Origin of the sequence: Vreelandella indica, from assembly GCF_037070225.1 — a bacterium.
GTDB lineage: Bacteria > Pseudomonadota > Gammaproteobacteria > Pseudomonadales > Halomonadaceae > Vreelandella > Vreelandella arctica.
The window spans coordinates 14,964-40,853 of record NZ_JBANSO010000010.1 but is presented as its reverse complement, the minus strand read 5'-3'; the positions used below and the strand labels follow the sequence as shown (position 1 = coordinate 40,853).

22 protein-coding genes are annotated in these 25,890 nt (G+C 57.2%); 15 read left to right on the top strand and 7 right to left on the bottom strand.

Annotated features, from left to right (window positions below; genetic code table 11):
* Window positions 1-52: 52 nt before the first annotated feature.
* Window positions 53-775 carry a transcriptional regulator NanR gene (nanR, locus tag V8L71_RS08800; protein ID WP_336273856.1) on the top strand — a complete coding sequence of 241 codons (723 nt, stop codon included), beginning with the start codon at window positions 53-55 and terminating at the stop codon, window positions 773-775.
* Between the two features lie 59 nt (window positions 776-834).
* Here the strand turns inward: nanR and V8L71_RS08795 are convergent, their stop codons facing one another.
* The gene (locus V8L71_RS08795) at window positions 835-1,911 is read right to left on the bottom strand and encodes a TRAP transporter substrate-binding protein (RefSeq protein ID WP_101148057.1); all 1,077 of its coding nucleotides are present in this window, start codon (window positions 1,909-1,911) and stop codon (window positions 835-837) included.
* A 305-nt stretch (window positions 1,912-2,216) separates the two neighbouring features.
* On the opposite strand from V8L71_RS08795, the gene V8L71_RS08790 reads away from it, so the two are divergent.
* The 4 genes from V8L71_RS08790 (at window position 2,217) to V8L71_RS08775 (ending at window position 6,783) form a co-directional block, all read left to right on the top strand.
* Window positions 2,217-4,019: an IlvD/Edd family dehydratase gene (locus V8L71_RS08790; RefSeq protein ID WP_035561423.1), complete on the top strand. Its 1,803-nt coding sequence runs from the start codon at window positions 2,217-2,219 to the stop codon at window positions 4,017-4,019.
* Window positions 4,020-4,036: 17 nt separating this feature from the next.
* Window positions 4,037-4,981 carry a DMT family transporter gene (locus tag V8L71_RS08785; protein ID WP_035561426.1) on the top strand — a complete coding sequence of 315 codons (945 nt, stop codon included), beginning with the start codon at window positions 4,037-4,039 and terminating at the stop codon, window positions 4,979-4,981.
* A 31-nt stretch (window positions 4,982-5,012) separates the two neighbouring features.
* The gene (locus tag V8L71_RS08780; RefSeq protein WP_035561428.1) at window positions 5,013-5,783 is read left to right on the top strand and encodes a FadR/GntR family transcriptional regulator; all 771 of its coding nucleotides are present in this window, start codon (window positions 5,013-5,015) and stop codon (window positions 5,781-5,783) included.
* Window positions 5,784-5,853: 70 nt separating this feature from the next.
* Window positions 5,854-6,783: a Gfo/Idh/MocA family protein gene (locus V8L71_RS08775; RefSeq protein ID WP_336273855.1), complete on the top strand. Its 930-nt coding sequence runs from the start codon at window positions 5,854-5,856 to the stop codon at window positions 6,781-6,783.
* 19 nt (window positions 6,784-6,802) lie between these two features.
* On the opposite strand, the gene V8L71_RS08770 is transcribed toward V8L71_RS08775, so the two are convergent.
* From V8L71_RS08770 to V8L71_RS08750, 5 genes are all read right to left on the bottom strand, one after another.
* A complete protein-coding gene (locus tag V8L71_RS08770) occupies window positions 6,803-8,377 on the bottom strand; it encodes an aldehyde dehydrogenase (NADP(+)) (RefSeq protein ID WP_336273854.1) in 1,575 nt (524 codons plus the stop codon).
* A 72-nt stretch (window positions 8,378-8,449) separates the two neighbouring features.
* Window positions 8,450-9,436: an AraD1 family protein gene (gene araD1, locus V8L71_RS08765; protein ID WP_336273853.1), complete on the bottom strand. Its 987-nt coding sequence runs from the start codon at window positions 9,434-9,436 to the stop codon at window positions 8,450-8,452.
* Window positions 9,437-9,470: 34 nt separating this feature from the next.
* Window positions 9,471-10,772 (bottom strand): TRAP transporter large permease, encoded by a 1,302-nt coding sequence (locus V8L71_RS08760; RefSeq protein ID WP_336273852.1) that lies wholly within the window; start codon window positions 10,770-10,772, stop codon window positions 9,471-9,473.
* Window positions 10,772-11,383: a TRAP transporter small permease subunit gene (locus V8L71_RS08755; protein ID WP_336273851.1), complete on the bottom strand. Its 612-nt coding sequence runs from the start codon at window positions 11,381-11,383 to the stop codon at window positions 10,772-10,774. Before V8L71_RS08755 ends, V8L71_RS08760 begins: the two co-directional genes overlap by 1 nt.
* Window positions 11,384-11,468: 85 nt before the next feature.
* A complete protein-coding gene (locus V8L71_RS08750; protein WP_336273850.1) occupies window positions 11,469-12,488 on the bottom strand; it encodes a TRAP transporter substrate-binding protein in 1,020 nt (339 codons plus the stop codon).
* A gap of 226 nt (window positions 12,489-12,714) precedes the next feature.
* Between V8L71_RS08750 and V8L71_RS08745 the strand changes: the two genes are divergently transcribed.
* Window positions 12,715-14,460 carry an IlvD/Edd family dehydratase gene (locus V8L71_RS08745; RefSeq protein WP_336273849.1) on the top strand — a complete coding sequence of 582 codons (1,746 nt, stop codon included), beginning with the start codon at window positions 12,715-12,717 and terminating at the stop codon, window positions 14,458-14,460.
* Here V8L71_RS08745 and V8L71_RS08740 read toward each other — a convergent pair.
* Window positions 14,457-15,686, bottom strand: coding sequence for an ROK family transcriptional regulator (locus tag V8L71_RS08740; RefSeq protein ID WP_035561640.1), 1,230 nt, complete (start codon window positions 15,684-15,686; stop codon window positions 14,457-14,459). The two genes, V8L71_RS08745 and V8L71_RS08740, sit on opposite strands and share 4 nt — an antisense overlap.
* A gap of 163 nt (window positions 15,687-15,849) precedes the next feature.
* Between V8L71_RS08740 and V8L71_RS08735 the strand changes: the two genes are divergently transcribed.
* From V8L71_RS08735 to V8L71_RS08695, 9 genes are all read left to right on the top strand, one after another.
* Entirely contained in the window at window positions 15,850-17,361 is a 1,512-nt protein-coding gene (locus tag V8L71_RS08735) for a sugar ABC transporter ATP-binding protein (protein ID WP_035561451.1), read from the top strand.
* Window positions 17,354-18,379 (top strand): ABC transporter permease, encoded by a 1,026-nt coding sequence (locus V8L71_RS08730; RefSeq protein ID WP_035561643.1) that lies wholly within the window; start codon window positions 17,354-17,356, stop codon window positions 18,377-18,379. Before V8L71_RS08735 ends, V8L71_RS08730 begins: the two co-directional genes overlap by 8 nt.
* Window positions 18,380-18,454: 75 nt before the next feature.
* Window positions 18,455-19,420 carry an ABC transporter substrate-binding protein gene (locus V8L71_RS08725; protein WP_035561454.1) on the top strand — a complete coding sequence of 322 codons (966 nt, stop codon included), beginning with the start codon at window positions 18,455-18,457 and terminating at the stop codon, window positions 19,418-19,420.
* A 73-nt stretch (window positions 19,421-19,493) separates the two neighbouring features.
* Window positions 19,494-20,546, top strand: a complete 1,053-nt coding sequence (locus V8L71_RS08720; RefSeq protein ID WP_035561456.1) for a sugar phosphate isomerase/epimerase family protein — start codon at window positions 19,494-19,496, stop codon at window positions 20,544-20,546.
* A 58-nt stretch (window positions 20,547-20,604) separates the two neighbouring features.
* Window positions 20,605-21,768 (top strand): Gfo/Idh/MocA family protein, encoded by a 1,164-nt coding sequence (locus V8L71_RS08715; protein WP_035561460.1) that lies wholly within the window; start codon window positions 20,605-20,607, stop codon window positions 21,766-21,768.
* A gap of 42 nt (window positions 21,769-21,810) precedes the next feature.
* Window positions 21,811-22,581: an SDR family NAD(P)-dependent oxidoreductase gene (locus V8L71_RS08710; RefSeq protein WP_035561463.1), complete on the top strand. Its 771-nt coding sequence runs from the start codon at window positions 21,811-21,813 to the stop codon at window positions 22,579-22,581.
* A 252-nt stretch (window positions 22,582-22,833) separates the two neighbouring features.
* Window positions 22,834-23,220, top strand: a complete 387-nt coding sequence (locus V8L71_RS08705) for a hypothetical protein (protein WP_035561467.1) — start codon at window positions 22,834-22,836, stop codon at window positions 23,218-23,220.
* A gap of 351 nt (window positions 23,221-23,571) precedes the next feature.
* A complete protein-coding gene (locus V8L71_RS08700) occupies window positions 23,572-24,696 on the top strand; it encodes a heparan-alpha-glucosaminide N-acetyltransferase domain-containing protein (RefSeq protein ID WP_035561470.1) in 1,125 nt (374 codons plus the stop codon).
* A gap of 72 nt (window positions 24,697-24,768) precedes the next feature.
* Window positions 24,769-25,857, top strand: coding sequence for a serine hydrolase (locus V8L71_RS08695; protein WP_045812227.1), 1,089 nt, complete (start codon window positions 24,769-24,771; stop codon window positions 25,855-25,857).
* The last annotated feature ends 33 nt before the right edge of the window (window positions 25,858-25,890 follow it).

Here is a 25,890-nt window from a genome sequence, read left to right as displayed (position 1 = left end):
AGAAATGCAGTAAAATGGCGGCGAATTCCAGGTTAACCAGGGGTGACTGCCTATGAGCAGATACCGGATCGAGCGTAAAACGCTGTCCGAACAGGTCGCTGAACAGCTCGAGGCGGAGATTCTCGAAGGGCGGCTAAGTGAAAATGATCAATTGCCGTCAGAACGGGAATTGATGGAGCAGTTTGGCGTTGGCAGGCCGGCGGTACGTGAAGCGCTTTTCCACCTGCAGCAGCTTGGACTCATCGCCATCAACAGCGGTACACGGGCCCGGGTGATTCGTCCTACCGCCGAGGCGGTAATGGCGAGACTCTCCGGCGTTACCCGGCAACTGCTTTCCAAGCCCGATGGTCAGCAGTATTTTCAGGAAGCGCGGGCCATGTTCGAGATATCCCTGGCACGCTATGCGGCTCGCCACGCCAGCGAGGAGGACCTTGCTAGGCTTCATGCTGCGTTGGCGGATAATCGCGATGCGATTGGCGACGAGGCTCGCTTCAAACGCTCTGATAACGACTTCCATGGCGTGTTGGCGAGTATTGGCCGTAACCCCATCTTCGATGCCATTCACGTGGCACTTTCCGAATGGCTGGATGATCGCCGTGCGCTCGTGTTGCAGCAAAAAGATGAGGATAAAGCCGCGACCGCTGCCCACACCGAAATCATTGCTGCCCTTGAGTCCCGCGACCCGGATGCGGCCGAGGCGGCCATGCGACGCCACCTTGACCGTCACTACGGCACTTATATGCAACTAAAAAAGCGCCTCTCGGACGCTTCTTAATGCTTTATAAGCCATATAAATAGTCCTGCCGCCTTTTTTATTCGGCGGCAGGGATGGCATTACTCAGTCATTGTCGACTCAGCAATCTCTTGGAATTCTGCTACGAGATCTTCGCCAATGCGCGGTGCCCACTCTTCGTAAACAGGCTGTACGGCTTCCTGGAAAGCGGCAATCTGCTCGTCATTAAGACGGGTGATTTGCATGCCACGTTCTTCAAGCTGCTCGCGCGCCCAGTCGTCGTACTCGCTGGAAAGTTGGATTTCGTAATCGGCAGCCTGCAGCGCGGCTTCCTGAACAAGTTCCTGATATTCAGGGTCGAGTTCGTCCCAAGTACGCTGAGAGATCATTTTGATGAAGGGCGTATAGACGTGGCGGGTTTCGGAGCCATAATCCTGCACTTCATGGAAGTTGGAGGTCAGAATGGTGCTCCAGGGGTTTTCCTGACCATCCACTACGCCCTGCTCCATGGCAGAGAACAGTTCACCAAATGCCATGGGGGTGGGGTTGGCGCCCAACGCTTCCCAAATGGCTAAGTGCACCGGGTTTTCCATGGTGCGAATCGACAAGCCGCGAACATCTAGACCCGCCACATCTTCTGGTGAAGTGACTTCCCGGGCGCTATTGGAGAGCTGGCGGAAACCATTTTCAGAGAACGCTAATGCTTTCAAGCCGGTGCCATCGAACGCGTCAAGCATCTCCTGGGCAGCATCGCTGCGCATGGCCTTAACGGCCGCTTCACGGGTGGGCAGCAAGAACGGTAAGTCGAAAACCGCCAGTTCTTCCACATAGCCCGTGGCGGGAGAAGAAGAAGGATAGGTCATATCCAGCGTGCCGGTCTGCAGCATTTCCATCATCTGCACGTCATCGCCAAGCTGGCTATTAGGGAAAATATTAACGGTAATGCGCCCCTCACTGCGCTCGTCAAGAATATCCGCAAAATATTGGCTAGAGAGGTATTGTGGCGAGCTTTCGGCCAACCCAAGCCCCATGCGTAACGTGACGCTACCGTGGTCACCTACGGTGTCGCCCTCAATCTCCGGTGGGTCGGATAGATCGGGTGTTTGCGCGTAAACCATGCCTGAGCTGAGCAGCGTAGCGCCGGTCACTAACAGAGTGCGCTTCCAAAGATGATGCATAATCGTCATTCTCCTGGCGTGCTGTAGGCCGCTTTACTAAGGGAGTCTAGTCTTCTAAGCGAGCTACAGCTTGGTGGCTGTTGTTGTTGTCTGGCAGCGGCGCTGGCTTTAACGCGTCAGCACCGCGACCCTTAGGTGAATGTGTAACGTTTTTCGTATATGTTCAACATATACTTTTGTATGTATCGACGCCGCAATAAAGAAAGCGTACCTTCGTGGCAATCTTTCTTTCGTTCTTATAGCAGTTTTTACAACTGTTCTTATAAACGTTCTTACAACCTTTACTTTAGGCGTGGAGTGTCCCCATGGCCAATTTTCAACGCATAACGCCTGAGCAGCTGCGTTCACGCTATTGGTTCGATAACCCTGATCACCCCGGTACCACGGCGCTGTGCATTGAGCGCTATCTCAATTACGGCATCACGCTGGATGAGTTGACCAGCGGTAAGCCGATTATTGGTATTTGTCAGTCGGGTTCGGATTTAACCCCATGTAACCGCCACCATATTGATTTGGTCAAGCGGGTGAAGGACGGTATTCGCGCCGCAGGCGGCGTGCCGTTTGAATTTCCCATGCACCCGATTCATGAGAACGTGCGGCGGCCCACTGCGGCACTGGACCGTAACCTCGCCTATTTGGGCATCGTGGAAGTGCTCCACGGCTACCCACTAGACGGCGTCGTATTGACCACCGGCTGCGATAAAACTACTCCCGCCGCGCTAATGGCAGCGGCAACGGTGAATATCCCGGCCATCGTGCTTTCCGGCGGGCCGATGCTCAACGGCTGGCGCGGCGCCGAGCGGGTCGGCTCGGGTACGATTATCTGGGAGCTACGCAAGCGCCTAGCAGCGGGTGATATCGACTACGCGGAGTTCCTTTCCCGCGCCAGCGATTCGGCACCTTCCATTGGCCACTGCAATACCATGGGCACCGCCTCCACCATGAACTCCATGGCGGAAGTGCTGGGAATGAGCTTGCCCGGTTCCGCAGTGATTCCCGCGCCCTATAAAGAGCGGGCGATGGTCGCCTACGACACCGGCACGCGGATTGTCGATATGGTCTGGGAAGATCTGCGCCCGCTGGATATCCTAACCCGCGAAGCGTTTGAGAACGCGATTGTGGCGTGTTCCGCGCTGGGCGGCTCTTCAAACGCACCGGTGCACATTAATGCGATTGCCCGCCATGCGGGTATCGAGATTAATAACGACGACTGGCAGCGTCTGGGCCATGAAATCCCGCTGCTGGCCAACGTGATGCCTGCGGGTGCCTTTCTGTGCGAAGAGTTCCACCGTGCTGGCGGCGTTCCCGCGATTCTCCACGAGTTACAAACGGCGGGTAAACTGCACGGCGATGCGCTGACGGTCAACGGCCGCTCGATAGGCGATAATCTACAGGGTCGCGAAACCCAGGACCCCGATGTGATTTGTCGCTACGGCGATCCGCTGGTCGAGCATGCGGGCTTCCTCAATCTCAAGGGCAACCTGTTCGACTCGGCGCTGATGAAAACCAGCGTGATCTCCCGGGATTTCCGCGAGCGCTTTCTGAATGATCCCAACGACCCGGAAGCCTTTGAAGGTAAGGTTGTGGTATTTGACGGCTCGGAGGATTACCACGCCCGTATCGATGACCCGGCGCTTAACATTGATGCCCGTACTATTCTGGTGATGCGCGGCGCAGGCCCGGTTGGCCACCCCGGCGGTGCCGAGGTCGTCAACATGCAGCCGCCAGAGGCGCTGATCAAGCAAGGCATCGAGTCGCTGCCGTGCCTGGGCGATGGGCGTCAGTCAGGCACCTCTGGCTCGCCGTCGATCCTTAATGCCTCCCCAGAAGCCGCTACCGGCGGCGGCCTGGCGCTGCTGGAAAGCGGTGATCGGCTGCGGGTTGATCTCAAACGTGGTGAGGTACAGCTTTTGATTGAAGCCAGTGAGCTAGAAGCACGCCGGACGCTTTTGGCTGAGCAGGGTGGCTACCGCTACCCCGGCCACCAGACTCCTTGGCAAGAGATCCAGCGCAGTATGGTCGAGCCGCTGGATCGCGGGATGACCCTGGAGCCCGCCACCAAGTATCGCGATGTCGCTCGCCAGCATCCGCCTAGAGACAATCACTAAAGGATTTGTTACCACACATGAGTCGTTGGAGTACCTTTTCGCATCGTCAGCAGGGGCTGCTGTTGACCGGCGGCGGCGCGATAATCATGGCGCCGGATGCCTTGCTGATCAAGGTAGCTGACCTGCCCGACGCGGAAATACTGATGTGGCGCGGTTTTCTCTCCGGGCTGGGTTTTCTGCTGATTGCCTTGGCGCGCTATGGCCGAGGCACGCTGGCAGCCTACCGTCGCTGTGGCTGGACCGGCATCGCCGTGGCGCTGCTATTCAGCCTGACCACCTGTGGCTTCGTGCTGGGCAACCAGTACACCAAGGCAGGCAACGTGCTGATGATACTGGCTAGTTCGCCGATTATCGCCGCTGTTCTCTCCTGGATTATCCTCAAAGAGCGGTTGCCCAGGCGTACTTGGCTGGCAATTTGTCTCTGCATGGTGGGTATAGCGATGATCGCGCTGGATGATGCGGGTGCCGGCTCGTGGGTGGGGAACGCTTTCGCCTTGATGGCAGCAACCACCCTGGCCATTAACTTCACTCTCTGCCGCACGCGGCCGGGGGTGGACATGAGCCCGATGCTAGTATTTAACGGACTTGTCGTCGGTAGCGTTGCGGGAATCTTTTGGCTGGCGGGCAGTGAACCGAGCCTGCCAGCCACCAACCAACTCGCCGTGGTTATCCTGCTGTGTCTGATTATCGTGCCCTGCGGGGTGACGCTACTACAGCGCGGGCCGCTCTATCTACCGTCTGCGGAAGTGGGCCTACTGCTATTGCTTGAAGTGGTGGTGGGGACGCTATTAGCTTGGTGGATTTTAGGCGAGCAGCCCGCGCCGATCGCCATGGTCGGCGGCCTTCTGGTACTGGGCACACTGAGTGCGAAGGGCCTCTATGAAAGGCGCCTTGAGCTACGCATGCGCGCCGGATTTGAACCTGCCTCACCGATAACAGTAGACCGGTCAAGTACGTTATGATGGGCAGGAATCGAAATAGGGTCTTAACGTAGTGACGTCATCTCTCAGCAAGCCAGCCGCTCGCCCCAGTATCGCCGAATACCTCGCCGAGAAGATCTTTGGCGGGCGCTATCATCCCGGCGATCTTGTGCCGCGTGAAATGGATCTATGTGAACGCTTTGCGATCAATCGCTCGGCGGTGCGCAGCGACCTGCGCCAACTGGTGGAGGCGGGCATTATCGAGCGTATCTCTGGGCATGGTTCCAAAGTACGCGAGTATTCAGAGTGGCATATTCTCGACGCTCAGGTGACCGACTGGCTGACCCGCTACGCCGCCCCCAATCCGGAAATACAGCGCGAAATCCTCGCCTTTCGTTTGGATGTAGAACCCTATGTGGCGATGACCGCCGCCAAGCGCGCCAAGGCGCGGGATCTGGTGGCCATCGAAGAAGCCTTTGAAGGGCTGGGGCAGAACCTGCGCAATGCCACCTGCGAAGAGGAGCGGCGGCTGCATAGCGAGTGTGATGTTGCCTTCCATGAGGCGATCTTCAAAGCGACCCACAATATTGTCTGGGCGCAGCTATCGCATATCCTGCGGCCCTCTATCTTTATGCTGGTATCCATGTCCAACGAGAATGCCGTTGACCCCGATGAAAGCCTGGAGCGTCATCGTCAGCTGATGGAGAGCATTCGCCTGCGCCGCCCCCGCGAAGCATTTTTAGCGGCTCAGGCTGTATTGGCAGGCACCGCCGCTGCGTTGGGCTTAGAGCACAGCGCCAGCTCACTGGGCCGTAGTGTCGAGTTGCCGCATAACACCCATTGACTCTGCCCCCTCTTAGCCACTTTCAGTTAAGCGATTCTTGATTCGTTTTTTCCATTAAAAAGGCAAGCGTATGTCTGACTTCACCCTTGGCCTGGTGGGCGTGGGCAAGATTGTTCGCGACCAACACCTACCGGCAATCGCCGCTACTCCAAACTGCCACCTTGTTGCCACGGCAGACCCTCACGCCTCACTGCCGGATTTACCCGCTTATCAAGGCCTGGAGGCGATGCTTGACGCACATCCTGACATCACCGCCGTCGCCATTTGTACGCCAACGCATTTGCGCTATTCACAGGCGCGAGCAGCGTTGATGCGCGGTAAACACGTACTGCTGGAAAAACCGCCAGGGGCGACGTTAAGCGAAGTAGAGGACTTAATTGCCTGCGCTAAGCAACAAGGCGTCAGCCTGTTCGCGGCTTGGCACTCGCGCTTTGCGCCCGGCGTAGCGCACGCACAGCAGTGGTTAGCCGACCGTCAGGTGCAGCGGGTTGAGATCGAGTGGAAGGAGGATGTGCGGGTGTGGCATCCGGGTCAGGCATGGATCTGGCAGCCTGGTGGCATGGGCGTGTTTGATCCCGGTATTAACGCGCTGTCGATTGCGACCGAAATCCTACCTCAACCGTTTTTTCTGCAACAAGCGCGGCTGCTAGTGCCGAGCAATGCGCAAACGCCGATTGCGGCGGAGCTCTCCTTTACAGACCCTGAAGGCGCAGCCATTGCGGCAGCCTTTGACTTTCGTCAGAGCGGTCCGCCCACCTGGGATATGCATGTCGAGAGTAGTGATGGCAGTCGCTTGAGTCTTACCCAAGGCGGCTGCTGCTTGATGATTGACGGCGAGCTCGTGGTGGAAGCCGAAGAGCGCGAGTACCAAGGCCTCTACGCACGTTTTGCTGAGCTAATCGCAAACAGGCGCAGCGAGGTGGATGTTGCCCCGCTACGCCAAGTCGCCGATGCGTTTCTATATGGTCATCGAGAAACCACCGACGCCTTCATTGAGTAACGTCTTGAGTGACGCTGGTTTATTCCCGCTTACCATCGACCAAGCGTGATACGCCAGCCGGGTTACCATCACGAATCGCTTCCGGCAGCAGGCCTTCCGGCAGCGCCTGGTAGCACACCGGGCGCAGGAAGCGGAAGATCGCTGCGCTACCTACCGAGGTGGTGCGTGAATCCGACGTCGCCGGATAAGGGCCGCCATGTACCATGGCGTGGCATACTTCTACGCCCGTCGGCCAGCCGTTGGCCAGAATGCGTCCAGCCTTGCGCTCTAGCGTCGGCAGCAGTTGCTTGGCAGTCGCCAAGTCACCGTCATCTATCTGCAGCGTAATGGTGAGCTGGCCTTCCAGCTGAGCCGCCACACGGGCCACTTCCTGAGCATCGGCACAGGCGATAACCAGTGACGTGGAACCGAATACCTCTTCCTGTAACGCGGGGTCGCTCAGGAAAGCATCCGCCTGGGTGACAAACAGCCCCGCTTGGCAGGGGTGCGCTGTCTCACCGGCCTGGCCGCGCGCCACCTCGGTGACCTTGTCATGGCTTGCGAGCCGACTAACGCCCTGCTGATAGGCGTCATGAATACCCGGCGTCAGCATGGTTTGGCCTGCGCTACCCATAACGCCTTCACCGGCTGCCGCAACAAAGGCATCCAGCTCAGGGCCTTCGATTGCAATCACTAGCCCAGGGTTGGTGCAGAACTGTCCAGCGCCCATATTGAGCGAGCCAACAAATCCTTCGGCAATCGCTTTACCGCGCGCCTTGAGCGCTTCGGGCAGCAGGAAGACCGGGTTGATCGAGCTCATTTCAGCATACACCGGAATCGGCTGGGGCCGTGCCTGGGCGGTGGCCATCAAGGCCGTGCCACCACTGCGTGAACCGGTAAAGCCAACGGCTTGAATGCGCGGGTCAGCGACCAGTGCCTGACCGATCTCTTTGCCAGAACCGAATAGCAGCGAGAAGACGCCCTCGGGGAGATCGCACTTGGCCACGGCGCGCTGAATCGCGCGGCCTACCAGTTCGGAAGTGCCGGGGTGGGCAGAGTGGCCCTTGACCACGACCGGGCAGCCAGCCGCTAGCGCAGAGGCAGTGTCGCCACCGGCCACACTGAAAGCGAGCGGGAAGTTGCTGGCACCAAACACCGCCACGGGGCCCAGCCCGATATGGCGCTGGCGTAGGTCGGCGCGCGGTAGCGGCTCACGATCGGGCATGGCCGGATCGATACGCACATCCAACCATTCACCAGCGCGGACGACTGAGGCGAACAGACGAAGCTGGCCACAGGTGCGCCCCCGTTCGCCTTCTATACGCGGGCGGGGCAGGCCGGTTTCGGCCATGGCACGCTCAACCAGCTCATCACCGATTCCTTCGATTTCAGCGGCAATCGTCTCAAGAAACGTTGCCCGTGCCTCTAGGCCGGTTTCGCGATAGCTATCAAATGCTGCCTCGGCTAACGCACAGGCCTGTTCGACTTCGGCTTTGCTGCCGCCAGGGTAGGCAGGGCTAAGCGTTTCGCCAGTGGCGGGGTTTACGGCTTGAATGTCAGCCTGTTGGCCGCTGACGGCTTGCTGACCAATTAGTAGTTTGCCTTCCAGATTCATATAACCTCCTGCTGGTGCTAAAAAATGGTGTTAAAACGATTGTGTTAATAAGACTGTGTTACAAAGGCTGAGTTAAAGCGATTGAACGGTAATCGCCGGTGCGTCCGCCTCCACCTGAAGTGGATTGCGCAGGGCGCGCCCAAACGCATCAATACGAATCTCAAAGCGGTCACCTTCGCGTACCTTGACGTTGTCAGCAAAGCTTAGTGTAGCAGTGCCGAAAAAGTGTACGTGGATATCACCAGGGCGTCGGAAACCGGGGTATTTAAAGTGATGGTATTCAAGGTTGGCTAGGCTGTGGGCCATGTTGGCCTCGCCGGTCAAAAAAGGCTTTTCCCATACGGTCTCGCCGTCGCGCTGAATCGAGCTGGTGCCCTCTAAATGAGCGGGCAATTCGCCAATCAAAAGCTCCGGACCAAAACTGCAGGCGCGCAGTTTGGAGTGAGCCAGCCATAAGTAATTGAAGCGCTCGGTGACATGGTCAGAAAACTCGTTGCCAAGCGCATACCCGACTCTCCAGGGTAGACCGTCCTCGCCAATCACGTAAAGGCCTGCCAGTTCGGGCTCTTCGCCGGCATCTTGCGCGAACGCTGGCGAGGGGATCGCTGCTTCCGGCGCTACCACGCACTGGCCATCGCCTTTGTAGAACCACTCCGGCTGCGCGCCGATCTCGCCCGGGTTGGGTTTGCCGCCTTCCACGCCCAGCTTGAACATACGCATGGAGTCGGTTAGGTCTTCTTCCGCGGCCTGGGCTTTTGCGTGCATCGCCGAGCGAGTGTCGGCACTGCCCAAGTGGGTAAGGCCAGTGCCGGTGACCAAGCAGTGCGCTGGGTCGGCATGGGTCAAGGGCGGCAGCAGGCGCTTATCGTCGACTAACGCTTGGTAATCCAAACGCGTGTCGGTCAGCGCGGCGGTCACTGAGTCACTAATTGACTGACCAGCACTAATAGCGCGGTTGGCTAGCGTATAGGTATCGCAGTCGAGCAGCCTAACCTGTTGTTCACTCTCTACCAGCGCGGCGCGAACTTGGCCTTGGTAGTCACACTGAATCAGTCGCATAGTGATCTCCTTATAAAACCTATTGTCGTCGTTATCAAAGCGGCCAGATGGCGAGTTGCGGCCACATCAATAGCGCCGCGAGTATGCAAAGCTGAATGGCCATAAAGGGTAGTACAGAAATGTAAATATCTTTCAGGCTAATATCCGGGGGTGCCACGCTCTTAAGGTAGAAGGCAGCGGGGCCGAAGGGCGGTGACAGGAACGATACCTGCATATTGACGGCGAATAGAATGCCGAACCAGATCGGGTCGAAACCGAGCTGAATAACAATAGGCAGAAAGATCGGCAGGGCCAGCATGGCGATCCCGATCCAATCGAGGAATAGCCCCAGCACCAGCATAATCGCCATCATTACCAGGATAATCACAATCGGTGCTACATCAAGCCCCAGGATCAAGCTTGAGACAAAGCGGTTGCCCCCCATCAGATTGTAGACACCCACCAGGGCGGCGGCGCCGATACCGATCCAGATGATCATGCCGCAGGTATTCATGGTTTGGCCCAGGCTGTGGTGCAGCATGCCAGGGGTGAACTCGCCGCGCACAATAGTGGCGAGCAGTACGCCGAAGACGCCCATGGCCGCTGCCTCGGTGACCGAGGCGATACCGCCGTAGATAGTGCCTAACACCAAAAAGGCAATCAGCCCAGGCAGCAAAATGGCTTTCACCGCGTCCAGCTTGGTGGCGAAGGGGTTATCCTGGGTGTCTCTATCTAATGGCGGCCCTAGCGCGGGATTTCTTAAGCAGCGCACCAGCACATAGGCAATATAAGACCCCATCAAAATCACCGCTGGCGTCACGGCCGCAGCGAACAGGTCGGCAATCGATACGCTGGCGATCAGGCCATAGATAATCAGTACGATTGAGGGCGGCATCATGGTGCCCAGGGCGCCACCGGCACACACGACCCCGATGGAGAGATGCTTGTCGTAGCCCAGGCGAAGCATTTGTGGCAACGCCAGAATCCCCAGCAGCACGATCTCGCCGCCGATAATGCCCGAGAGCGCCGCCAGGAAAAACGCCACCACGATGGTCTGTACCGCCACGCCACCCGGCAGGCGCCCGGCAAAAACGCGCATGGCGTTAAACAGGTCTTTGGCGATGCCAGAGCGGTCCAGCAGCGATGCCATCAAGACGAACATGGGCACCGCTACCAGCGAATACTCGGTGATAAATCCATAAACGCGGCTGGTGACCAGCGGCAGCGCCGCCTCGCCGAACCAGCCGAAGGTGAACGCCATCGCTACCAAGCCGGTGATAAACGCCAGCGGCAGACCGGTGACTAGTAGCGCGAAAATGGCCCCGACCATGAGGATCGTTGCGGTTGAGATATCCATCAGCGAGGCTCCTCAGTGCTGGCATTAGGCTTGGCCTTAAGCGATTGCCATAAATGCAGTAAGGCCTGGAGGGTCATTAATGCCAGTGCAAATAGAATCATGCCCTTAACCATGGCGGGAAAGGGCGGGTTCCAGGAGGTGCCAGAGCGCTCCAGCGACCATTCGCCAAGTGGGTTATGGGAAGCGCCCCAAAACATATGAAAAGCGGCGTAGCTCATTGACAGGCAGAAAATCAGGGTGAGTAGGTCGTTGAAGCGGTCCATCCAGCATTTTAAGCGTGGCCCGGCGCTGTCGTAGAGCACTTTGACGCGGATATGGCTGTTGCGCGCCATGGCCGCTGGTCCGCCCAGCACAAAGATGACGGCGATGAGAAACACCACGGTTTCGTGCACCCACGAGGTCGGGTTGTTAAAGCCGTAACGCATAAAGACTTCGACGACGCTGATACCCATTGCCACCAGCACCAACCAGGAAACAGCTTGGCCACCACGGGCGATCAATCGGTCAAGCGCATTACGCTCGGGAGAGATCTCCTCTACCGTTTCGAGAATCTCGGGAAGATCATGTGTGGGAGGAGAGCGATATTGATTGTCAGGCGTTTTTTGAGACATGGCGCGACTCTACGCGCATCGCTCGGGATGTTTCCCGAGCGATGCGTTGGTTAGGTTAGTGAGGCAGAAAATTGAGAACAGGGCGTTAGAGCAGATTGCGCGAGCGCAAAAAGGCGGTCGCCGAGTCATAGACTTTCTGGGTCATCTCATTTTCACCCGCCCACTCTTTCCACTCCTGCTCAGCCGCGGTGCGGAATTTCTTACGCTCTTCTTCGGGCAAGTTGAAGGGATGAACGTCTGGGTCATCCTGAAGCCGCTGCAAGGTCTCAATATCCTGCTCTTTGAGGCGCGCAATCAGGTCATACGCCATGCCATCAAAGGCGGTATTTAACGTCGTTTGTAGCTCCTCGGGCAGGCCATCCCAGATATCCTTGTTGATCGAGACAGCGATCATTGGCATGGAGTGAAAGCCAGGGTAAAGCGGGTAAGGGGCGAAGGCGTGCAGGCCCATGGCGTCGTTGTTGGAGAGCACCGTGGAGTCGGCAGCGTCGATCACGCCTTTTTCCAGACCGGTATACACCTCAGAACCCGGCAGATTGACGGGCGTGGCGCCAATGCGCTCGAAGATGTTGTACACCATGCCTTGCGGGGCGCGAATCTTAAGCCCTTCAAAATCGGCGATGGATTCGATAGGTACCGTGGAGGGTACTGACTCCAGCGGAAAGGTCGCTGCGCTGATCAAATGCGCGCCATAAGGTTCGACTAGTTCGTTGTACAGATCTTCGCCGCCGCCGTACTTCATGTACTCCAAGAAGTCGTAGGGATTCTGCCAGGCGCCAACAAGGTTGCCGAGCATGCCGAACGCGGGATCCTGGCCAGAAAAGTAGCTGGGGTCGGTCATATGACCCTGCAGAATACCGGCACTGACCGCCGAGAGCGTTTCGGTGGGGCCAACCACGGCGTTAATCGGCATTACCTCAATCTCAACACGACCATCGGTCATTGCCGTAATCTTATCAGCCCACTCCTGTTTGATCTTAAAGCTGGGCTCGCCCGAGGTTTCTGACGCCTGAAACTTCCACTCGTACTCGGCCGCCTGAGCCGTTGAAAGGCCTAGCAGCAGCGCTGAGCCAGTGAGTAGCAAACTGTATTTCGATGTGAGCATGGCACTATTCCTCAAGATTCTTGTTGTGGAGAAAGTGGTGGTGAACGGGGTCAGCGACCCATATGGAGAGGGTAATGTTGAACATTAAGAGCAATTGTTCAACATATACTTTTGTATGGTCGACTATCTCGTAAAGGTGGTTTAGTGTCGTGCAAATTCAAAACAGCCATCGACACATACCACTAGGCCGTCAGCTGTCACCGAACTAAAACAAGGAGTTAACTTCATGGGCCAACGTCAACGTCCGCTGCGCAGTGCTGAATGGTTTGGCACGGCTGATAAGAACGGATTTATGTACCGCAGTTGGATGAAAAACCAGGGCATTCCCGACCATGAGTTTCAGGGCAAACCGATCATCGGTATCTGCAACACCTGGTCGGAGCTCACTCCTTGCAATGCGCACTTTCGTAAGTTGGCGGAGCACGTGAAGCAGGGCGTGCTGGAGGCGGGGGGCTACCCGGTGGAGTTCCCGGTGTTCTCCAACGGCGAATCCAACCTGCGCCCCACCGCGATGTTTACCCGCAACCTGGCCAGCATGGACGTGGAGGAAGCGATTCGCGGCAACCCCATCGATGCGGTGGTGCTGCTGGTGGGCTGCGACAAAACTACCCCGGCGCTGCTGATGGGCGCGGCGAGCTGCGATATCCCCACCATCGTGGTCACCGGCGGGCCGATGCTTAACGGCAAGCACAAGGGCAAGGACATTGGCTCCGGCACCGTGGTCTGGAAGCTCTCCGAACAGGTCAAGGCAGGCGAAATATCGCTGCACGACTTTATGGCCGCGGAAGCCGGCATGTCCCGTTCGGCGGGCACCTGTAACACCATGGGCACTGCCTCCACCATGGCCTGCATGGCTGAATCGCTGGGCACCTCGCTGCCCCATAATGCGGCGATTCCGGCCGTCGACTCCCGCCGCTATGTGCTGGCGCACCTCTCGGGTAACCGGATTGTCGAGATGGTCAACGAAGACCTGCGGCTCTCCAAAATCCTCACCAAGGAAGCCTTCGACAACGCCATTCGCACCAATGCGGCGATTGGCGGCTCCACCAACGCGGTGATCCACCTCAAGGCGATTGCTGGGCGTATTGGTGTCGACCTCACCCTGGACGACTGGAGCCGGGTAGGGCGTGGCACCCCGACGGTAGTGGATCTGCAGCCCTCCGGACGTTTTCTGATGGAGGAGTTCTACTACGCTGGTGGCTTGCCTGCCGTGCTTAGGCGCCTGGGCGAGGCCGACCGGCTGCCCTTCAAGGACGCGCTCACCGTTAACGGCAAAACGCTTTGGGAGAACGTTCAGGACGCACCGCTCTACAACGACGAAGTGATTCGCCCGCTGGATAACCCGCTTACCGCGGACGGCGGCATCTGCGTGGTGCGCGGTAATCTGGCCCCCAACGGCGCGGTGCTCAAGCCCTCGGCGGCCACCGCCGAGCTGATGCAGCACCGCGGTCGTGCGGTGGTGTTTGAGGACTTCGACGACTACAAGGCGCGCATCAACGACCCGGATCTCGACGTGGAAGCCAATGACATCCTGGTCATGAAACACTGCGGCCCGCGGGGTTATCACGGCATGGCGGAAGTAGGCAACATGGGCCTGCCGCCCAAGATTCTTGCTCAGGGCATTACCGATATGGTGCGCATCTCCGACGCCCGTATGAGCGGCACCGCCTACGGCACCGTGGTACTGCACGTCGCGCCCGAAGCCGCCGCCGGTGGCCCGCTGGCCGCGGTACGTAACGGTGATTGGATCGAGCTTGACTGCGAAAGCGGGCGACTGCATCTGGAAGTCAGCGATGAAGAGCTGGCCTCGCGTCTGGCCGAGAGCGACCCCACCGCTGCTTCAACACTAATCGCCAGCCAGGGCGGCTACCGCCAGCTCTATATCGAGCGGGTGCTCCAGGCCGACGAGGGCTGCGACTTCGACTTCCTGGTGGGCTGCCGCGGGTCTGATGTGCCGCGTCATTCGCACTAACTGACGAAGCTGGCCTGGCTCTCCGACAGCGTCTCGCCATCGGTAGCGTGTAGCGCCATGGCGATGCCGCCCATGCAGGTCATGTCGCGATCCCAGGCGCAGCTTTCGAGGCGGGTGGTGCCTCTCAGTTCGGCCACCAGGGCTTCATCAATGGCGCTGTGCATGGTGGTCTGCATGGCGTCAAAACCGCGCACGCCGGCGCCGGTAATCAGCACTAGATCGGGGTTAAACAGCGCCAGAATATTGGCGATGCCATAGCCCAACGCGCGGCCCGCTTCGGCGTAGATACGCTGCATCGCCGGGTCGCCGTTCAACGCCTGTTGGGTTAGCGCCTGCATCTGCTGCTCTGAAGGGTGAGCGCTGTCGCCACCGCTAGGTAATGCTATATGGTCGGCGGCGGCGCGATAAAGCGCATAGTCGCTGGCATAAGCTTCAATGCAGCCTCGTCGGCCGCAGGCGCACAGGGCGCCATCGGGTTGGTATTTGCTATGTCCAAACTCGGCCGCTGAGCCATTGGCGCCAAGATAAGGCACGCCGTTAATCAGTACCGACATGCCGATACCGTAGCCCAGCATAATGACCACCAGGTTGGGGCAGTCTGCATAGTCAGGTTTTGCCGCGAGCACCCCGGCAATGCAGTTAGCATCGTTTTCCAGTAGAACGCTGCAGTGAAAACGATCGGCTAATTGTGCCGATATCGGTGCGTTGCGAAAGCTTAACGCGGGTGACCAGATAATCGACCCGCTTTGCGAAGATACCACCCCCTGCACGGCCAAACAGATCCCCGCCAAACGTTTAAATCCGTTTAGCTGTTGCGCACAAATAGCGCTGATCTTCTCTTCCAGCAGCGTTTCCAGGTCGTTGGCGCTCAGCGTCAGGGTGGGCACCGCGTGGTGCTCGCTATGGCGTACCTGGCCCGAAAAATCGCCCACCACTAACTGAATCTCATTGATCGATAGCTTGATGCACACCACGCAGGCCGCTTGCGGGTTGAGCTCAACCAGCGTCTTGGGCCGCCCACGCCCGGAGGGGCGGGGTGTTTCTGGCGGCCGTTCCTTGATCAGGCCCTGCTGAAGCAGCTCGGCGCTGATGGAGGTCACCGTGGCGGAGCTGATGCCATTCAGCGCACCCAGGTCAACACGTGCAACCGGTCCTTGGTCTCGCAGGGTACGGATAACCGCCAGCGTGTTGTCATAGCGGCTGGTATCAGTCGACGTAAGCGCCATAAAAATGCCGTTATTGTTTGAGGTGAAAAATCGCAAAATGCGACCTAAGTTGCATATGCGTTTATTTATTTTAGCACCTAAAGTAAATAAAGCATCGCACGGCATATAAATAATATTGGTAAGCCTTAAACGCATAATAACAACAGTAACAACAGGTGGCTCCATGCTCTTATCAGCGCGCAAACTCTGTCGCTCGTTTGGCGAAAACCAGGTCTTATTCGACGTTGATCTCGACCTTCAGGCAGGTGAAGTGCATGCCCTGTTGGGTGAGAACGGCGCTGGAAAATCGACGCTGGTCAAAATTCTGGCCGGCTACCTTAGCGCGACATCTGGCGACGTGTTGGTGGACGGCCGCCAACGGCATTACCGCTCCAGTGGTGAGGCGGAAGCCGACGGTGTGGTGATGATCCATCAAGAGCTAGCGTTGGCTGAACAGCTCAGCGTGGAGGAGAACATCTTCCTGGGTCGCGAACTGCGCCGGGGGCTTTTTCTGGATCGGCGAGCCATGCGGGAGCGTAGCCGTGAGGCGCTGACAGAACTCGAAACCGACGTCGATCCACGCGCTCGAGTGAAAGATCTCAGCACCTCAGACCAGCAGATGGTGGAAATCGCCAAGGCGATCACCCGCGATGTGCGCGTGCTGATTATGGACGAACCCACCGCGACCCTCACGGAAAATGAAGTAAAAGTGCTGTTCGCACTCATCGACCGTTTGCGCCAGCGGGGCGTGGCGATTCTGTATATCTCCCACAAGCTGCGTGAAATTGAGCAGATTGCCGACCGCGTGACGGTGCTGCGCGACGGCCATTTGGTGGATAGCGGCTCCATGGCCGGGCGTAGCAAAGAGGAATTGGCGCGACTGATGGTGGGGCGTGAAATCACGGACATGTACCCACCGCGCACGCAGCTTCCTGACGATGCGCCGGTGGTGCTGGAAGCGCGGAATATGGTGGTGCCCGGCGCCGTTAAACAGGCCAGCTTTACCCTGCGCCGGGGAGAAGTATTGGGGTTTGGTGGCATCGTGGGGGCCGGGCGAACCGCGCTGCTTGAAGCCGTGCTAGGTCTGCGTAGTAAAAGTGCCGGTCAAGTGCTGCGCAACGGGCAGCCGGTGGTGTTGCGCCATCTTCGCGATGCGGTACATCAGCGGATTGCCTATCTCACCGAGGATCGCAAGGGCAAAGGTCTGGTGCTCAACATGGATCTGCGCTCCAACGTTACCTTGCTCAACTTGCGCGCTCACTGCCACCCGCTGATTGATCATCGCCGTGAAGAGCAAGCCTTTCAACAGGCGATTGAGCGCTTCGATATTCGACTGCGCACCGCTGCACGCACCGCCGCTGAGCTCTCCGGCGGCAACCAGCAAAAGCTGCTGCTCGCCAAGGTGATGTCTATCGACCCGGAAATTGTGATTATCAATGAGCCGACGCGGGGCATCGATGTGGGTACCAAGCACCAGATTTATCACTTTATCCGCGAGTTAACGGATTCAGGCTGCTCGGTGATTCTGATCTCGTCGGAGATGGGTGAGCTGATTGGTCTATCCCATCGAGTGGCAGTGATGTGTGCCGGCGTGCTCACTGGCGTACTTGAAGGCGAGCAAATTAATGAAGAAGAAATCATGCAGTACGCATCCGGTATTAAAGGAGCAGGGGTCGATGAGCAGTGTCATGGCTAATAACAAAACGACTAATAAAGCAGCGAATAAAATGATTACTCAAAAAGGCTTCGCGATTGACCTGAAAACCTGGGGGCCGTTTGTGGCGCTGGTGGCTTTAGGGCTACTCGGCGTGCTGATTAACCCGGCGTTTCTGGGGCTGGATAACCTTTCGAACATGCTCACCCGCAGTGCCTTTATCGGCATTATCGCCATTGGCGCCACTTTTGTGATTACCGCCGGTGGGTTGGACCTTTCGGTGGGGGCCATGGCGGCCTTTATTGCCGGAGTGATGATTATTCTGATGAATAGCCTCGTCGAGCAGTTCGGCGCGGGGTGGACCACCATACTGCTGGGTATTGGCGCTTCGTTGTTGCTGGGGATTTGCGCAGGCTTTATCAACGGCATTGTGACGACGAAAGGCAAGATCGAAGCGTTTATTGTCACCCTTGGCACCATGGGGATTTACCGTTCGCTGGTGACCTACCTTTCTGATGGCGGAACGCTGACGCTGGATTGGGCCGTGCGCGATATCTACCGCCCGGTGTACTACGGCAGCTTTTTGGGCATCACCATACCTGTGTGGGTATTTTTGGCAGTGGCCGTCATCGGCTACATCTTGCTCAACCATACGCGCTTTGGTCGCTACTGCTTTGCCATCGGCTCTAATGAAAAGGTCGCCGAATACAGTGCCATCCATGTGGATCGCGTGAAAACCCTGACCTACATGCTGCAAGGCGTGTGTGTGGCGCTAGCAACGATTATTTATGTGCCGCGTTTGGGTTCTGCCTCGGGGGCTACCGGGGTGCTCTGGGAGCTTGAAGCGATTGCCGCGGTGATTATTGGCGGCACCATGCTGAAGGGTGGGCATGGGCGCATATGGGGCACGGTGGTGGGCGCCATCATGCTCACCATGATTGGCAATATTCTTAATCTGACCGATGCCATTTCCAACTATCTCAACGGCACGGTGCAAGGGATCATTATTATTGTGGCGGTCTATCTGCAGCGTGCATCGTGGAGGAAAACAGGACCATAAACACACTCACTAATAGCGCAACATCAATGACAAGCAGCGAAACATAACAAGTACAAACACGAAAGGAGCATCACCATGCGAAGCATCAAGACAGCAGTGAAGGCCTGCGTCACTACCGCAGCACTTACTTCAGCGATAGGGCTTTCCGGCGCCGCCGTTGCCCAGGAGTATACCATCGGTGTTTCCATCCCGGCCGCCACTCATGGTTGGACAGGCGGCGTTAACTACCACGCCGAAGAGGCCAAAAAACGCCTTGAAGAGCTCTATCCCGATATTGAAATCACCATCTCCACCGCGGGCACCGCTGGCGAGCAGGCCAATGACCTAGAGGACTTGGTATCGCTGCGCAACATCGACGCGCTGGTGGTGCTGCCGTTTGAGTCTGGCCCGCTGACCGATCCGGTACGCCGGGTTAAAGAGTCCGGGGTGTTCGTTACCGTGGTGGATCGGGGGCTGACTGAAGAGGGAATCCAGGATCTCTATGTGGCGGGCAACAATCATGAGTTAGGCCGCGTGTCCGGCGAGTACATCCGCGAACGCCTTGATGATGAAGGCGACATTGTCGTGCTGCGCGGCATTCCCACGGTGATCGACGATGAGCGCGTGCAAGGCTTCCAGGAAGCGATCGAAGGTTCCAACGTCAATATTCTCGATATGCAGCACGCCAACTGGAACCGCGACGATGGCTTTGAAGTCATGCAGGACTACCTGTCTCGCTTCGATAATATCGACGCAGTCTGGGCCCAGGATGACGATATCGCGCTAGGGGTCATTGAAGCCGTGCGCCAGGCAGATCGTGAAGACGAGCTGTTTATCGTTGGTGGCGCGGGCATGAAGGACATCATCAAGCGGGTCATGGAAGGCGACGAGCTGGTCCCGGTGGACGTGCTTTATCCGCCCGCCATGATCGCCACGGCCATGGATCTTACCGTGCAGCACTTTGTCTCCAATGGCCCGGTATTGGGTGAGTACATTCTGGGCTCGCCGCTGATCACCGAGGAGAACGCCGAGCAGTACTACTTCCCCGACTCGCCGTTCTGATCTGACCTAAAGCGCGGGTGAAGTCGCCCGCGTTCCTCTACTCACGCCATTTAGATTTCACTGAGAGAGTCCTATGAAAACCATCAAAGGGCCAGCGCTCTTTCTCGCCCAGTTTGCCGGTGATGAAGCCCCCTTTAATAGCCTCGACAGCATTGCCGCCTGGGCGTCGGGGCTGGGTTATAAAGGCGTGCAGATCCCCAGCTGGGATGCACGCATGATCGATCTCAAGCGTGCCGCCGAGAGCCGCACCTACTGCGACGAGATCAAAGGTACTCTGGCCGAACACGGGCTGGCGCTCACCGAACTCTCCACCCACCTTCAGGGTCAGTTAGTCGCCGTGCATCCCGCTTACGATGAGATGTTCGACGGCTTTGCGGTACCCGAAGTGCGCGGTAATCCCAAGGCGCGCCAGGCCTGGGCAGTTGATCAGCTCAAGCTGGCCGCCAAGGCATCGCAAAACCTCGGCCTCACCGACCACGGCACCTTTTCTGGATCGCTGGCGTGGCCGTTCATCTATCCCTGGCCCCAGCGCCCGGCAGGATTGATCGAAACCGCGTTCGATGAGCTGGCGAAACGCTGGCGCCCGATCTTGGACGCCTTTGACGAGGCAGGGGTTAACCTCTGCTACGAGATTCATCCTGGCGAAGATCTCCACGACGGCATTACCTTTGAGATGTTTCTCGAGCGGGTCGGCAACCACCCGCGCTGTCACATCCTTTACGACCCCAGCCACCTGATCCTGCAGCAGCTCGACTACCGTGGTTTTCTGGATGTATATCGCGATCACATTCAGATGTTTCATGTTAAAGATGCCGAGTTTAATCCCAGCCCCAAACAGGGCGTTTACTCGGGTTATCAGTCGTGGACGGAGCGCGCAGGGCGTTTTCGCTCCCTGGGCGATGGTCAAATCGACTTCAAGTCGATCTTCTCCTGGATGGCGGCCAACGACTACCACGGTTGGGCGGTGCTGGAGTGGGAGTGCTGCCTGAAGCATCCGGAAGTCGGTGCCCGGGAAGGCGCAATCTTTATTCGCGACCACATTATTGAGGTAACCGAGCGGGCGTTTGATGACTTCGCCGGCGGCGGCTCCGACCAAGCCGCCAATCGCCGCATCCTCGGTGTTTAATAACGTGCCTCAATTAATTAAATGCCATTAATTCAACGACAGCGGAGAGCAACACGACATGAGCACTCAACACGACACGCCGCGTCGGCTGCGCCTGGGCATGGTCGGCGGTGGCCAGGGAGCGTTTATCGGCGGGGTACACCGCATCGCCGCACGGCTGGATGACCACTATGAACTGGTGGCCGGGGCTTTTGCCTCGGACCCCGAGCGCAGCCGGGCCGCGGCCGCAGAACTGCACGTGGCCGCAGATCGCGCTTATCCCGACTACCAAACCATGGCCGAAGCGGAGCGCAAGCGATCGGATGGCATCGATGTGGTCGCCATTGTGACCCCCAACCATGTGCACTTCGACGTAGCGCGCACCTTTTTGGAAGCGGGTTTTCACGTGATCTGCGATAAGCCAATGACGATCACCCTGGACGAGGCGCAAACCCTGGCCGAGCTGGTGGAAAGAAAGGGGCTGTTCTTCGGCTTGACCCATAACTACTCCGGCTACTCGTTGGTTCGCCAAGCGCGCGAGATGGTGGCCAATGGTGAGCTGGGAGATCTTCGCGTCGTCCAGGTGGAGTACCCGCAAGATTGGCTCTCCACCCGCTTAGAAGAGAGCGGCGTCAAGCAGGCTGAGTGGCGCACCGACCCCAAACGCAGCGGCCCGGCGGGTTGTTTAGGGGATATCGGCACTCATGCGTATCACCTGGCGCGTTATGTCACAGGGTTGCAACTGGAATCACTCGCCGCCGATATGCACACCTTTGTCGAAGGGCGAGCATTGGATGACAACGTACATATGCTGCTGCGCTTCAAGGGCGGCGCGCGGGGCATGCTGTGGTCGAGCCAGGTCGCGCCGGGCAACGAAAACGGTCTGCAACTGCGCGTTTATGGCAGCAAGGGTGGCCTTGCCTGGCGCCAGGAAAATCCCAACCAGCTAATGCACTCACCACTGGGTGAGCCCACGCGGCTATTGACTCGCAACGGCCCCGGCCTGGGGGATGCCGCCTTGGCAGCCGCGCGTATTCCACCAGGGCATCCGGAAGGCTATCTCGAAGCCTTTGCTCAACTCTATCGTGATTTCGCTGTGCAAATCCATGCCCATCAACGCGGGGAAAGTGCCCACGCATTGGCGATGCCAACGCCCGGCGTCACCGATGGTGTCGATGGTTTGACATTCATTACCCGCGCCCTGGCGTCGTCCGCCGCCGGTGGGCAGTGGGTGGATATGTAGAAAAGGTCTTCGGCAATAACAATAAATGGAAGAGAGACACCTATGAACCAACCTTCAGCGCGCTATGCGAGCCTTGAGCAGCGGGTGGTCTTTATTACCGGCGGTGGCAGTGGCATCGGGGCTTCGCTTACACGCGCCTTTCATCATCAGGGCTCACGGGTGGTATTTGTCGATATCGACGATGAAGCGAGTGAGGCGCTGGTCGAAGAGCTCCGCGTCGAGACAGGCGAAGCGCCGCGCTTTCATCACTGTGATATTCGCGACGTAGCAAGCCTACAGCAGGTCATCGCCGAGACCGGGCAGCACCTCGGGCCAATACATACCCTGATTAACAATGCGGCTAGTGATGACCGCCACGCCTGGCAGGATGTGGATGTTGCCTATTGGGATGAGCGCATGTCGCTCAATCTGCGGCCGATGTTCTTTGCTGCTCAAGCAGCCGCTGAACAGATGATGCAAGCGGGTGGTGGTTCGATCATCAATTTTGGCTCGGTTAGCGTGCAAATGGCGCTGGGTGGTTTGCCCGCTTATGTAACGGCCAAAGCGGCGGTGCACGGCTTAACCCGCAGCCTGGCACGCGACCTGGGTGAGCATAATATCCGCGTTAATACGCTGGTGCCCGGCGCGGTGATGACCGAACGTCAGCTCGAAAAGTGGATTAGTCCCGAGGACGAAATCACCATTCAAGAGCGCCAGTGCCTAAAAATACGCCTTGAGCCCCAGCATATCGCACCTGCCGTACTGTTTTTAGCCAGCAACGAAAGCCAGGCAATCTCAGGCCAGGCATTGACGGTAGATGCTGGCTGGGGTTAGGTGAAAATGCAGGCAATGATGTAAATAATCTTGGCGTTAAGAAAGGAGTGGATGGCTACTTGATGAGTTACTACAGTGAGTATTTATCTCATGCTGTTAGTGGTGACATATCGACTGTGGTAGGTGATGGAAATTTTAAATTACTACCTACTATCGCTTGACCGATACAGATTCATCTACTAGTTTAACTTCTGTACAGGTAGAGTAAGTTAAATCTTACCTTGCAAGTGAAGCCAAATAGGAGAAGGTATCATGATGAAGAAGGATTCTTTCAAAAAACTAGGCATTCTAGGCGTATCTTTTGCTTTGATGGCCAGCCCGTTAGCTTTTGCAGAGATGCAGGATGAAGACGAGCCGAAAATTGGTACTACGCAAGAAACTGATATAAATAATGAGGAAGGTTTAACGAATTCTTCTGAATTTGAAGAAGGCTCAGACCAAGATCCTACCATCGGTCACGATGTGGACGAACCGAAAACAGGGACTCGCCAGCAATCTGATCTAGATGAGCAAGGTGTAGAGGTTTCCACTGGCGATGAAGGCGACGACGAACCTATTCCTGGTACTGGCGGGCAAACTGACGTAGATACCGGAACGCGTGGCCAGCCTGATCTTGATGAAGATGATGATGAAGAATAAGACTTTGTTATAGGTTTTGAGGATATTATTAGCAGCAATTGTTTTAGATGAATCCAATAAAGATTCGATCTGTTATTTGTTGCAATGCTATTTATTTAAAAGTGTAATTCCTCAAATACCCATGATAAGTCTCAAATGCCCCGCCCTAGCGGGGCATTTTGCGTTTAGCGCCATGCAGAGCGCAGCTTTCAGGGGGATGCGCGCGTGCTGTTTTAGCCAGCGCCGAAAGCTAGGCTATTACCGGCCAGGAACTAACGGTAGATGCGGGGTGGGGTTTAGGAGAAGCCTCGCTATGGTGTAACGCCTCGTTTTGCGTAATGATTTGATCCTTGCCCCTACAAGGATGTTTCGATGCCGCTGAATTGGATGCCTCTGAACTGGACAGAAAAGCCCCAACTGCCCAAAGCTGAAGGCCGTATAGAAGCGATTGATTTGGCCCGTGGCATAGCCATTGGCTTGATGATCTTGAGTCATGCCATTAGCGGTCTCGTCGGCATTCGAAATGTGCCCGATTGGGGAATGGTGCCGATCCATTTTCTGACCAAATTCTCCTCATCGCTGTTTATTATGGTGTTTGGCATCGCGCTGGCCGTGGCGTTTCTTTCGCATACCCAAAGGGACGATTGGCCAAGGCGCCGCTTAAAGCTCTGGCTACGTGCCGTAGAAGTATGGTTTTGGTACAAAGCGCTGACTGTTTTTGAAATGCTCCCTTACTATCCACCCAGTGAAATTGTCGATGCGTTGCTCTATGGGCGTTTTGCGATTTGGGTCGAAATCTTAGGCTTCTACGCCATTGCGCTGTTATGGGTGCCTTTGATGCTGCCGCTATGGGCGCGAGCGCCGCTGTGGAGTCGCCTAGCGACGATTGGTGTGTTAGCCGCGCTGACTATTTGGCTGCAGAGTCTAACGTTTGGTGGCAACGATATTCTGAAAGCCTTATTGGTGGATCATGAAGACCACTACACCTGGGGGCAAATTAACCGTGCGCCGTTGATTCTAGTCGGGCTGCTTATCGGCGAGGCGCTACTCCGCTGCTATTTTGAACCCACCTCTCGCCGACGCTTAGTGCTTACGCTACTGGGGCTGGGTGCGCTGATGGTGGCGGGGTTTTATGCATTGGCGTTTGCCAGTGGCGATGTCGATGCGGCGATGCTCGCCGTGGCCAACAATGTCGGTAAACACCCACCAGGGCTTGAGTTCATGTTGTTTAGCTTGGGCGGTGCGCTGGTGCTGTTAGCGCTGGCGTTAGCCGGAGGCACCAAAGCTGCAAAGGCACTTTTGCCGCTGACGATAGTCGGTTCAGATGCCCTTAAAGCGTTTATTTTTCATATTGTGATGATTTTTTTGGTGCTGCGCTTTTTGCTAGAAGGCGAAGGAATGTATAGCTATCCACAGGCGCTTGGCATTGGCGGGCTGTTGATAGTTGGCGCCGCCGCGTGGATTTGGTTAACTCGCTGGATGGCGGCCCATCGTTAAGCGCGATTAATAATTTAGGGAGCTTATGGTTTGCGATACTGGATAAAACGCGGACTGGTCGCGGTAGCGTTGATGTTGGCTCTACCTGCTTATGCAAACAGTGACGAGACAAACGGGTACGATGCTCATTGGTACTACGAGGTAGATAAAAAGAGCCCCTGGCAGGGCGATTTAACGGTGCGCTTGAAGGCTATCGAAGGCGTCTTTGAGGGCGAGCTCGGCGTTTATGTACAAAACCTTGCCAATGGCGAAGCGTTTTCCTGGCGTGCCGATGCCCCTTGGTATTTAGCCTCGCTGATTAAAATACCGGTGGCGGCGCAAGTGCTGGCCGAACGTCAGGCAGGCACCCTGACGCTGGATGAGCGGCTAACGCTTGCCCAGAGTGACTTTGTCGATGGCGCGGGCCCCACCAATTGGCACGACCCCGGTACGCCTATCTCCATCCGTTACTTGATGGAGCAGATGATCACCGTCAGCGATAACACCGCTACCGATATGTTGATTGATCGAGTGGGGCTGGATGCCGTCAACGAGCGCGCTCGTACCATGATCGCGGCAAGCGGCGGCAACCCTGACGAGATCGGGCCTATCTCAAAATTGGTCGGTGTGCGCCAGGGTGTTTATGGCGAGCTTCACCCTGATGCGCGCGCGCTTGGTGGAATGGATTTTATCGCTCTGCGCCAGCATGCGGTAAGCCAGCGTGCTCAGGCGTTGGCCCGCGCGCTAGGCGTTAGCACAGAATTTTTCACCCAGCCTGATTACGATCACGCCTTTGATGCCTATGAAGCCACCGGCGAAAACGTGGGCACCTTACGCGCCTTTGGCGACCTTCTAGCTAGCCTGCACGGCGGCATGAATGACTTAAGCGCCGAGCAGCGGCAAACGCTGTTAGCGGTGATGCAGCGAACCAGTTCTGGCAAGCGGCGTCTTAAAGCGGGTCTGGGCAGCGGCGTAAGCTTCGCCCATAAAACCGGCACTCAGCAGCGGCGCAGTTGCGATGCCGGTATTGCCAAGCGTGACAACGTTGAGAAAACCACCGAAGGGCCGTGGGTGATCGTTAGCTGTGCTCGCGGGCCAGTGGCGGTAAGCGCTCACGAACGCGCCTTGGCCAGTGTCGGTGAAGCGTTGCGTTATAGCGGAGCCCTGGGTAAGCCGTGGTAAACTACTGCCCCGAATGATTCTCAGAACCTACTT